Below are 10724 nucleotides of genomic sequence, written 5' to 3' on the forward strand. Positions count from 1 at the left end.
TTGTCCTTACTAAACTGAGGAAGACCCTTCGTTCCTCAGGGTGATGTTACGTTCGGGGATGACGATAGTGGGGTATTTAATAATTCATTGATTATCAGAATCTAGTAAGAACTTGTCATTGGTACTTTGGAGGGGTCTATGCACAAGTAACTGCTCCAAAGGTGCATGGATCTCTCCCTTGGGGGTCCTCGAGGCAAGCTCTGGACAGGCGAGATGACCGTGCTACTTAGAAGAGATTTTTCTTAACTTAATAGCAGTGGGGGCCTTGTCAGGTGGCTGATGATCTTAATGTGCCGGCAACACTTCCTTTTTGCGAAGAATAGCCGCACTGACCAGAGAAATTACAAGCCCTATGGGAAAGATCTCCATTATTGTCCAGGCGAACCGGATAAATGGATTGGCGTAATACTCCTGCATCACTTTCATCTCTTGCGCTTTTTGCTCAATTTCTTCGGCAGAAGCCCCACTACTTTCAAGTTTTTCGATATAGTGCGCAGTGTATTTGGTCATAAAATCAGAAGCAGAGGTTTGATAGTACACTTCCCAGCCAATAGCATACATACAGGCTGCTATTAACGTTATAAAAAGACCTATACGGAAAGCCTTGCCAAAAGAAACGATACCTTCGTTGTGTTTGTCACGGAATGTTTTAATGCCGAAGAAAATAGTAGACAATGAAATGATCATTGTCAGATAACCCAATATTTCTCCCAGGTCAAAATCCATTTCTTCTCCGCTTAAAGAGAAGTTGATGTACATCAGAGCAGTGACTATTGCTCCTGCTATTAATCCATAGGTGATAATTACTTTTTTCATATGTATATGTTTAGTATTGAGATATTAGTATTGAGGCTGTATTTACGATTCACCATTTTTGATTTACGAATTAAGTGGCAAGCTTCAAACTGTAAGTTCAAACAACGCTAAAAAATCGTTTGTCTGCCTCGTACTTAAGTATGATTTTAATGTTCTTAACTGATATCCCACCAAAGTATGAGGTATTAAGGTATCAGGTTCAGCTCTTTTGCCCGCTGTACTGCCTGCGTTCTCCGCTTTACATCCAGCTTGGAAAACAGGTTGGTAGTATGCGTTTTGATAGTACTCAGAGATACGAATAGTTTGTCGGCAATTTCCTGATTAGAATGGCCCTGAGCCATCAGTTCTAAAACTTCGTATTCACGTGTGCTAATGCCGGTTTCCTCAAGCTTCTTACTGTCGATGGCAAAGTCGACTCCTGGTTGCTGTATTTTTGTTTTTTTAATGAGTTTAGCTCCTGCCCAGACTCCCAAAGCTGTAAAAAGGGAGGCAATCACCGCCAGGTATACCTCTAGTGATAAATCCCTTACAAAATACCTGTATTCCACTAGCTTGAGCACAGTGGCTAGAGTAGCTAACCCAAGACCATATAAGAGAATAGTTTTTCGCATAACTATGTAAAGTTAGCCTATTTCTTGTGCAAGGCTTAAAATATAGCCGACACTACTTAGTGTCTCAAAGAAAACTCCAAGTGGCTTTAAGAAAACGTCAAGGTCAAGGCTTGCGAAGTTCCAAAAAGCGGAGCGTACTGAGGTACGTGAGCATTTTTGGAACGAGCGTAACGCAGACATTGGCGTTTTCTTTAGAGACACTACTTATGTTTTTTCTATACATAGGTGACCTAAGAGCGAATTGCCGTCTGAGTAAAATATAACATAACTATTTTATATTCGCAGATCAATCGAAAAAAGTTGAATGAATAGTGAGCGCAATGAGGAGAAGCTTAGCCTCTCAGAAATAGAGCAATGTATCTATGTTCTGGAAAAGCTTAATGAAGATGTAGAGCAACTGGTTGCTTTACCGGAGGACAAAAGGGTGGCTTTACTAAAAATTGCAGGTCTTCTTTCAAGGCCGGACCGCGATGAGATCAGAAAGAGGAACAAGGTGGCCAGGCAGATCCAGCGTCAGATGCAGGTCGTGCATGACCGCAATGCGCGTGCTATAACCGGTATTCGTACAGCGAGAACGACTGCTGTGTTTACAGCACCGAAACAGATTTCGACCATCCCGGTTAATAATGGCCATCAGAAAGAATTAACTTCTCCCCGCAACTGCTATGTTTGCAAAAAGGAATACACGCTGCTGCACCATTTTTATGATGCTATGTGTACTGAATGTGGAGACTTCAACTATGCAAAACGTTTTCAAACAGCAGACCTAACCGGACAGGTGGCGCTAATAACGGGTTCACGCCTTAAAATAGGATATCATTCTACGCTGATGATGCTCAGGGCCGGAGCTACAGTGATAGCGACCACACGTTTCCCTGTCGATTCGGCTGTTCGTTTTTCAAAGGATGAGGATTTTTCAGAATGGGGGCATCGTTTGAAGATCCATGGCCTGGATCTCAGGCATATACCTAGCGTTGAAATATTTGCAAGTTATGTGGAGCAGCACTATGACAGGCTGGACTTACTGATTAACAATGCTGCTCAGACGGTGAGAAGGCCTCCGGGTTTTTATAGCCATCTAATGGCCGGTGAAGCATTGCCTTATGGCGACTTATCAACGGATGTTCAGATGCTATTGGAAGATCAGCAGCACTGCCTGGGTTTTTTGGGAGCTGCCGGTGTCATTCAAAAAGAAAAGAACGGAGCTTTGCCCGTAAGCTGGCACAGTCAGGAGCCGGGAATCGGATTGCGTGCCTCTGCTCAGCTATCACAGATACCCTATAAGTTTGATCACTCGCTGGATGTAAAGGAGGTATTTCCTGAAGGGCAATTGGATGCCGATCTACAGCAGGTAGACCTGCGTAAGACCAATAGCTGGCGTTTAAGGCTGGGAGAGATACAGACGCCTGAAATGCTGGAGGTACAGTTGGTGAATGCGGTGGCTCCATTTGTGCTGTGTAACAGACTTATTGGTATGATGAGGAGAGATTATACGGGTAAAAAGCATGTTGTCAATGTATCAGCTATGGAGGGCAAGTTTCACCGTTTTAAAAAAGAAGACCGTCACCCTCACACCAATATGGCAAAGGCAGCATTGAATATGCTTACCCACACCTCTGCCAGTGACCTGGCGAAAGATGGTATTTTTATGAATGCTGTGGATACCGGTTGGGTGACAGACGAAGATCCTTCAGAACTGGCCCGCCACAAAGAGCAGGTACATGATTTTCAACCACCACTGGATATAGTGGATGGCGCAGCACGTGTGTGTGACCCCTTCTTTGATGGGGTCAATACCGGCACCCACTGGTGTGGCAAATTCCTAAAAGATTACTACCCAATCGATTGGTAGTACAGTACAGAGTTCTTAGTTTGCAGTTCTCAATGACGGAGGCTACGGGTACAGAGAAGATAATTGAAAGAACCGACAACCGACAAACTGAAAACTGCGAACTGTGAACTGAAAACTGAAAACTGCGAACTGCGAACTGCGAACTGAGAACTGAAAACTGCGAACTGAACAATGAAGAAATATTACTATCTTGTAGAAATACAGTTTTTGGGTTTTCGTTATCATGGTTGGCAAAAACAGCCAAATGTAAAGACTGTTCAGGGGATGGTGGAGAAGACGCTATGTTTCATTTTTGATCATAACAATTTCAGGACCCTGGGCTCTTCCCGGACTGATGCGATGGTTTCTGCCCATCATTACGCTTTTGAGCTCTTTACCAGGCAACCGGTGGATGCAGATTCACTTCTTCATGACCTGAATACCAACCTGCCCAACGATATCCGGGCATTAGCCGTAAAGGAAGTAGGGGAGGAATTTAATATTATTCAAAGCCCTAAGGTCAAGGAGTACTTGTATTTATTCTCCTTCGGAGAGAAGAACCATCCCTTTTGCGCTCCTTTTATGGTATACATGGCAGGGAATTTGGATATAGATATGATGAAGGCAGGCGCCAAACAGTTTGAAGGTGTTCATAATTTTAAAAAATACTGCTGTAAGCCTTCTGCGGATACTGTGCTGGTTCGGGAAGTCTTAACTTGTGAAATAGTAGAAAATGATATACACACTTCTAATTTTTTCCCTGATAAAAGCTATCTGCTGAGGGTGCGTGGACAAGGATTTCTACGTCATCAGGTAAGACTGATGATGGGGGCGCTATTTAGTTTGGGTAGAGGAGAACTTACTTTAGCGGATATTGAGTTATCATTAAAAGGGGATGATGATGAGCCATTGAGTTTTATTGCTCCTTCCTCAGGTTTGATACTTCATCAGATAGATTTTGGATGATACCTGATGACTGATAAAAATCATTAAAACATTTTTATATAAATAAGCCTGTGAATTCTATTTCCAATGTTATTTTTGCGCTCGTTTAATTATGATCAACGATATATTTTTTACTGTTCTGTTCAGCATCTCACCACTCGGTGAGGCACGTGTTGGCATTCCCTACGGCATATTAAATGGTGTACATCCTATAATAGCTTTTTTAAGCGGACTTGTGGCAAATCTTTTGGTCTACCCACTGGTGTATGTGGTGCTTCAAGCTGTAAATAAGAAAATGTGGCAATACCGCGTTTATAAAAAACAGTCGGTGAAAGTATCGAAAAGAGCGAAGAAACTGACAGGCAACAGTATCCATAAGTATGGTTTTTGGGGACTGATGGTCTTTGTTATGATCCCTTTGCCGGTAACAGGGGCTTATATGGGATCTATTGCTGCCATACTGTTTAAGCTGCCTCCAAAGCAGGCCTTTAAGTCAATTAGCCTGGGAGTAATAATATCATGCCTGTTGGTAACTATAGGCGCCTATTTCGGTCATCAGGGTATTAAGCTTCTTTGATGTAGGTGACCAAAACAAACGCTACAGACGCCTGTTAGCCAGGTAGCTTATAAAACGCTCAAATATTAGCATATCTTAGCATAACTACATAGTTTTATCAAAAGCGCTGACCAGAAGAAAAGGTAATTTTAAATTATAATGATATGTTAGGTATACTTTTAGCTAAAAGAGGTAAATGGAAATTAATATGGTTGCTATTGAGCCTTAATATCTTGTTGCTGGCAGCAGGAATAGCCATATTTTTTATTTCTTAGCGGAATGAAAGTGAGCAAACGCAAATTTTTCAGAATAATATGGTTTAGCCTGGTGACTATCTTTATGATATGGCAATGGATGGCCTTTCAATCTCACAACCTCCCCGATAATGTGTTTGATACTGATACTGGTCTTGCGGTTGAGACAAGAAATGATTACTATACCTTTAAGCCCCGAAACAGTGCCAGTAACCTGGAGATCATCTTCTTTCAGGGGGGACTTACTGATCCGAAAGCGTATGCTCCCTTGTGTAGGAAGATAGCAGAAAAGGGATTTACCTGCCATTTAATGAGGATGCCTTTTCGACTACCAGTCAAGGGCTATGAAAAGATCAAGGAGCTGTTTGATCTATCTGCGAGTCACTATGCAATAGGCGGACACTCACAAGGAGGAAAAATGGCTGCACAATTCGTTTTCGAAAATCCGGCGCTAATGAAAGGTTTATTTTTAATGGGCACTTCGCATCCAAGAGATATTGATCTGTCGGGTTTGGAAATACCCACAGCGAAGATCTATGCTGAAAATGACGGTCTGGCAAGTATGGGGGAAGTGATGGAAAATAAATCAAAATTACCAGCAAATGCGCGCTTAATTTTTATTGAAGGTGGGAACCATTCTCAATTTGGATACCTCGGACACCTGCTGGGAGATGATGATGCCGCAATACCATTGGAACAACAGCAGGAGCAGACATTAGAAGCTTTATTGACCCTATTTGCTGAAATCGAATCTGAATTGTGAAGAAGGTAATAAAGAATGAACCTGAGCGTTTCTTAAACCTCTGGTTTTTGTAAAAAATAACAACCACAAATGAAAATATTGTTTATGGCTGCGTTCATAGCAGTCAGTACCACTTCGTTTTGCACTGCTCAGGAAAAACAAATTGCCATTACCGTTGACGATCTGCCTGTGGTCAACTATGGTATCGACAGTAAAGATTTTGCAAAGGAGATAGTGAATAAAATATTGGATGGCCTGGATAGATATCAGGTGCCAGCAATCGGTTATGTTAACGAAGGAAAACTGTACAAAAAAGGAAAAAAAGATCGCGCCAGGCTAAATTTGCTTGAGAATTGGCTTCAGAGAGGTTATGAATTGGGAAATCACACTTTTTCTCACATGAACTATCATAGGTCGGGTTATAATGACTACACAACTGATATTGTAAAAGGCGAGAAGGTAACACGGCCAATGGCAAAGAAATATGGTTATGATCTCAGGTTTTTCCGGCACCCTTATCTCAAAAGTGGCTCTACTAAAGAGAAAGCAGATTCTCTGCAGATCTTCCTGCATCAGAAGGGTTATGTAGCTGCTCCGGTAACTATTGATAATGATGACTACTTATTTGCCAAACGCTATAGTGAAGCTTATGAGGCTGGTGATACCGCTAAAATGCGAACGATAGGCGAGGCCTATGTAAAACATACTGAGGCGAAGTTGCTGTATTTTGAAAACCTGACAGTGAAGATGCTGAACCGCCACATCAGACAAGTATTTTTAATTCATGCTAACCTGCTAAATGCTCACTACCTCGAAGATATACTTAAAATGTTTAGTAAAAACGGCTATACATTCATTTCACAGGAAGAGGCACTAAAGGACGAGGTCTATGGCGAAGAGATCACCGCCTATGGCGATTGGGGTATTTCATGGATAGAGCGATGGGCGCTGAGTAGAGGAAAAAGGGGTGATTTCTTTGAGGGAGAGCCTGCTTTGCCGGAACTCTTAAACGAATAGGTATGCTTCGACTCAGGCTTTTCCTTATTGCATCGGTACTACTTTTTTCCAACACTTTGGCCCAGGAGATCCCAACGAGGCAAGACAGCCTGAAAGGATCCATTACCCCGGAAAGAGCCTGGTGGAATGTAGTTCGCTATGATATTACCATTGAGCCAAATATCAGGAACCATACGCTTACTGGTAAAAACAGGATTCTTTTTGAGCAGACAGGAAAGCGGACGGGGGAGGCGATGCAGATAGACCTGCAAGCCCCACTACAAATCGATAGTGTCCTATTGGAAGGTGAAAAGATAGGCCAATTGACAAAAGAAGGTGACGCCTGGTTTGTTAACCTGCCCAATCTTCAACAAAAGATACATGCAATAACAGTCTACTACTCAGGTGCACCTAAAGAATCTGTAAAGCCACCCTATGACGGAGGTATCGTGTGGGCAAAAGATTCATTAGAAAGGCCCTGGATATCTGCAGCCTGTCAGTTATTGGGAGGAAGTGTCTGGTATCCCTGTAAAGATCATTATAGTGAAGAACCTGATCATGGCGCTTCATTGACAGTAATTGTTCCCGACTCGATGGTTGCTGTTGCCAATGGCCGGTTGACATCTTTAGAGTCAAAACACGGCAAAAGTAGCTACACATGGGCTGTTGTTAACCCAATCAATAACTATGGTATATCGTTTTACATTGGCAATTATGTCGTGCTAAAACACACTTACGCTGGTGAGAAAGGAGACCTGGATATGAGCTTTTGGGTGCTCGACTACAACAGGCAAAAAGCGATTAACCATATGATACCAGAGGTGAATCTGACCATGCGCGCCTTTGAAAAATGGTTTGGCCCATATCCCTTTTACGAGGATGGTTTTAAGATGGTGGATGCATCATACATCGGGATGGAGCACCAAAGCGCCATTGCTTATGGAAATCAATACCGGAAGGGAAGATACAAATTCAAAAATCTCACTGCACTAGACAAAGAGACAGACCGGCTCATAGTCCATGAAATGGCTCATGAGTGGTTTGGAAACAATATTACCATGAGTGATATGGCTGACAGGTGGGTGCAGGAGGGTTTTGCAGCTTATGGAGAGGAGCTGGTGATGGAGGAGCTGTTCGGGCGAGAGGTTGGCCGGGAATTCTATATAACACGCAGGAAGAATTACATAAAGAATAAACAACCACTGATCTCTCCCTATGGCATTTTCCGGGATGCCGGTCCTGATATGTATTTCAAAGGGTGGGCTATCGTACATATGTTACGTGAAATTGTTGATGATGATGACAAATTCAAAGCATTACTTCGAGAGATGAACAGGAGGTTTTATCATCAAACTGTATATTCTGTAGAACTCGAAAATTTTATTAGCGAATACCTGGAAATTAACCTGAAGCCCTTTTTTAACCAGTACCTAAGGCATGCTTCAGTGCCTGTATTGGAGTATCGTCAGGAAGGAGATAATCTTTCGTATCGTTTTGTAGCTGATGTGAATGACTTCAAAATGCCAGTTAAGGTCAAAGGTACAGGGCGGGATGTTTGGCTCCGAGCCACCACTTCCTGGCAAAGCACCAGTATCGAAAGTCGGGATTATTCAGAAGAGTTGATCATAGATCCAAATTTTTTGATACAATCAAAAAACGTCAAATAGAAGAGTTGTTAAGACATAAATTCCCCGATGTTTCCCAATGTTGTTAACTTAAGAGAGCTTGGCTCCGGTGGTAACGAGGGAACTTACTAAGTTATAAGGCAGGTATTTTCGGTCTTAGTAAAAATCTTCCTTCCAATGAAGAACGTTTCATGAAAAATTGATAATCAATTTGTTGACACATAAGTGGTCAAATGCAGACATCCAGCTTATATCCGTTCTGACGGTTTGGAACCGTGCAGACAGGATAGGAGCGCGCTTTGAAATTGAAAATTGGTGAATGAATAGTGTCTACATTTTGTAAAGCAGACCGGGGTCAGACGGTTTCGAACCGTCTGACCCCTAATTACGAGCGCCAACCGGAGAAAACAGCATAGCTCATATTTTTTTGATCCTGCTAACAACGCACTCGCAGGTATGTAAGGTCAATAGTTAAGGAAATGTAATCTGGTTAAATATAAACCAATTTTGCGCCTATTCGTAGGAAAAGCTATGATCAGACCATATACCCATCATGACAAAGAAGCAGTGATTCACCTGCTACAGCTCAATACACCGGAATACTTTCACCCTTCAGAGGAGCATGATTTCATTGAGTACCTGGACAAATTCCTTGAACACTATTTTGTAGTGGAAGAGAAGGGCCAGATAGTAGGCTGCGGAGGATACAATTTTGCCGAGAATAACACAATTGCAAGGATCGCATGGGACATGATCCATCCAGCATTTCAGGAGAGAGGTGTGGGTAAAAAGCTGACCCTATATCGGATTGACGCCATCAAGAAAAGCAGCGCAGCTCAGTCTATTGTTGTACGCACCTCACAACTGGCCTACCCATTTTATGAAAAGGTAGGTTTTGAGTTGGAGAAGGTTGCAAAAGACTTTTGGGCTGAAGGCTTTGACCTTTATCAGATGAAGATGAGCATCAAATAAAAACCATAGCTGATTTTAAATTATTACAAGAAATCATCAAGCGCCCTATTTCGACAAATTTAACATCTCAGCTAACGAGATGTGTCCATCTTGTACTACAGTCTCTTTGAAATTGGACTTATCCACTACTACCGGATCGAGTAGAATAGATTTTACTTCTATATTATCTGCTTTCAAAATAACAGTGCCTTCTATGGGTTGATTGTTGGCAAGCTTCATTGCAGCCTGAGCGGCTACAGTCGCTAATGCTTTGATCGATTTGTAAACGGTCATTGTCTGGTGGCCTTTTAAGATGTTTTTCAGACCTCTGATATCCGCGTCTTGTCCGGTGATAACAGGATTGCCACCGTTGTCAACGGATTTAACCATTTCTATGGACCCGTTAGCCAAAGCATCATTTGCGGCAATGATAACATCAGGATGGTTATCTTGTGTCAACAACAGATTTTGCATTTGCATAAAGGCTTCTATTTCACTCCAGGCAGTGAGTACAATGTCGCCCACAATCGTTACATTGCCAGACTTTATGTGAGGTTCAAGAACCTCCATTTGTCCTTCCCTGAATAGTACCGCATTATTATCAGTAGTTGGGCCGTTGAGCAAAATGTATCTACCCTTGGGTGCCAGGTTTAGTGCATACTCAGCCTGTAGGTTGCCCACCTTTTTATTATTGAAAGAAATATAAATGGATATATCGTCACTAAGTATTAGTCGATCATAGGAGATGAGCGGAACATTGTTTTCTTTGGCAAAAGAAGCTATAACGGCAGCTTTTCTGGCATCACTGGGTACTACAACCAAAACGTCTACCTTGCCCTCGGTGATCATCTTTTTTGCCAGCTCGATTTGTTCTTCAGCATTTCCATAGGCTCCGGTTTCAACAAGGCATTCTCCTCCGAGCTTTTTCACCTCATCCGAAAATAGCTTCTCATCCATATACCACCTGTCGGTGATGTAGCTGTCCAGAAGAAAGCCGATTTTCTGAGCATTGGATGCAACATGTGTGGAGATAATAACTATAACAACAACAATAGTTTTCATAATGTTCATAATTCAGGGGGTGAAGGGTTGAACAATAATATAGTTAAATAAATGACAATAGGAAACCCCTGTAGCGAGAAAATTGCTTAACTACAGGCGAAGTAAGCCAACACATGCCTGCATAAGCGCTGTTTGAGTCAATGGAAATCCCGAATCTTCTGCTGATAGCCCCTTATGAATAGTTATATATCACAGAAGCAAATACTGCAGCTATAAACTTATCCAGAATGGAAAAAAAATAAGCTGTCTCATACTCTGCAGGAACGAACAGGTAGAATGATAATTCTACCACTTTAGTTTGGCTATTTTCTACAGTAAAAAACAGCAGCCTGAAC

At 42.1% G+C, this 10724-nt stretch carries 10 protein-coding genes; 7 read left to right on the forward strand and 3 right to left on the reverse strand.

The annotated features are described in order from the left end of the window. Positions 1–285: 285 nt before the first annotated feature. Both C900_RS26145 and C900_RS26150 read right to left on the reverse strand, forming a co-directional pair. Positions 286–816, reverse strand: a complete 531-nt coding sequence (locus C900_RS26145; protein WP_009583454.1) for a DUF4199 domain-containing protein — start codon at positions 814–816, stop codon at positions 286–288. A 185-nt stretch (positions 817–1001) separates the two neighbouring features. Next, a complete protein-coding gene (locus C900_RS26150) occupies positions 1002–1427 on the reverse strand; it encodes a response regulator transcription factor (RefSeq protein ID WP_040497607.1) in 426 nt (141 codons plus the stop codon). Positions 1428–1731: 304 nt separating this feature from the next. On the opposite strand from C900_RS26150, the gene C900_RS26155 reads away from it, so the two are divergent. The 7 genes from C900_RS26155 to C900_RS26185 all read left to right on the forward strand — a co-directional run bounded on the left by C900_RS26155 (position 1732) and on the right by C900_RS26185 (position 9348). Continuing rightward, positions 1732–3279, forward strand: coding sequence for an SDR family NAD(P)-dependent oxidoreductase (locus C900_RS26155; protein WP_009583456.1), 1548 nt, complete (start codon positions 1732–1734; stop codon positions 3277–3279). A 171-nt stretch (positions 3280–3450) separates the two neighbouring features. Continuing rightward, positions 3451–4224 (forward strand): tRNA pseudouridine synthase A, encoded by a 774-nt coding sequence (locus C900_RS26160; RefSeq protein WP_009583457.1) that lies wholly within the window; start codon positions 3451–3453, stop codon positions 4222–4224. Positions 4225–4315: 91 nt separating this feature from the next. Beyond that, positions 4316–4780: a COG2426 family protein gene (locus tag C900_RS26165; protein WP_009583458.1), complete on the forward strand. Its 465-nt coding sequence runs from the start codon at positions 4316–4318 to the stop codon at positions 4778–4780. 258 nt (positions 4781–5038) lie between these two features. Beyond that, positions 5039–5776, forward strand: coding sequence for an alpha/beta hydrolase (locus C900_RS26170; protein ID WP_009583459.1), 738 nt, complete (start codon positions 5039–5041; stop codon positions 5774–5776). Positions 5777–5845: 69 nt separating this feature from the next. Further along, a complete protein-coding gene (locus tag C900_RS26175) occupies positions 5846–6772 on the forward strand; it encodes a polysaccharide deacetylase family protein (RefSeq protein WP_009583460.1) in 927 nt (308 codons plus the stop codon). A gap of 2 nt (positions 6773–6774) precedes the next feature. Next, positions 6775–8418 carry a M1 family metallopeptidase gene (locus C900_RS26180; protein WP_009583461.1) on the forward strand — a complete coding sequence of 548 codons (1644 nt, stop codon included), beginning with the start codon at positions 6775–6777 and terminating at the stop codon, positions 8416–8418. A 465-nt stretch (positions 8419–8883) separates the two neighbouring features. Continuing rightward, positions 8884–9348, forward strand: a complete 465-nt coding sequence (locus tag C900_RS26185) for a GNAT family N-acetyltransferase (protein ID WP_245558493.1) — start codon at positions 8884–8886, stop codon at positions 9346–9348. Positions 9349–9393: 45 nt separating this feature from the next. Here C900_RS26185 and C900_RS26190 read toward each other — a convergent pair whose 3' ends face one another. Continuing rightward, positions 9394–10389 (reverse strand): substrate-binding domain-containing protein, encoded by a 996-nt coding sequence (locus C900_RS26190; RefSeq protein ID WP_009583463.1) that lies wholly within the window; start codon positions 10387–10389, stop codon positions 9394–9396. Between the last annotated feature and the right edge of the window lie 335 nt (positions 10390–10724).

It is taken from the genome of Fulvivirga imtechensis AK7, assembly GCF_000331535.1.
Lineage (GTDB): Bacteria > Bacteroidota > Bacteroidia > Cytophagales > Cyclobacteriaceae > Fulvivirga > Fulvivirga imtechensis.

Excerpts from the sequence above, each read along its gene's own strand:
- C900_RS26145 (WP_009583454.1), bottom strand. The coding sequence starts at position 816 with ATGAAAAAAGTAATTATCACCTATGGATTAATAGCAGGAGCAATAGTC.
- C900_RS26150 (WP_040497607.1), bottom strand. The coding sequence starts at position 1,427 with ATGCGAAAAACTATTCTCTTATATGGTCTTGGGTTAGCTACTCTAGCC.
- C900_RS26155 (WP_009583456.1), top strand. The coding sequence starts at position 1,732 with ATGAATAGTGAGCGCAATGAGGAGAAGCTTAGCCTCTCAGAAATAGAG.
- C900_RS26160 (WP_009583457.1), top strand. The coding sequence starts at position 3,451 with ATGAAGAAATATTACTATCTTGTAGAAATACAGTTTTTGGGTTTTCGT.
- C900_RS26165 (WP_009583458.1), top strand. The coding sequence starts at position 4,316 with ATGATCAACGATATATTTTTTACTGTTCTGTTCAGCATCTCACCACTC.
- C900_RS26170 (WP_009583459.1), top strand. The coding sequence starts at position 5,039 with ATGAAAGTGAGCAAACGCAAATTTTTCAGAATAATATGGTTTAGCCTG.
- C900_RS26175 (WP_009583460.1), top strand. The coding sequence starts at position 5,846 with ATGAAAATATTGTTTATGGCTGCGTTCATAGCAGTCAGTACCACTTCG.
- C900_RS26180 (WP_009583461.1), top strand. The coding sequence starts at position 6,775 with ATGCTTCGACTCAGGCTTTTCCTTATTGCATCGGTACTACTTTTTTCC.
- C900_RS26190 (WP_009583463.1), bottom strand. The coding sequence starts at position 10,389 with ATGAAAACTATTGTTGTTGTTATAGTTATTATCTCCACACATGTTGCA.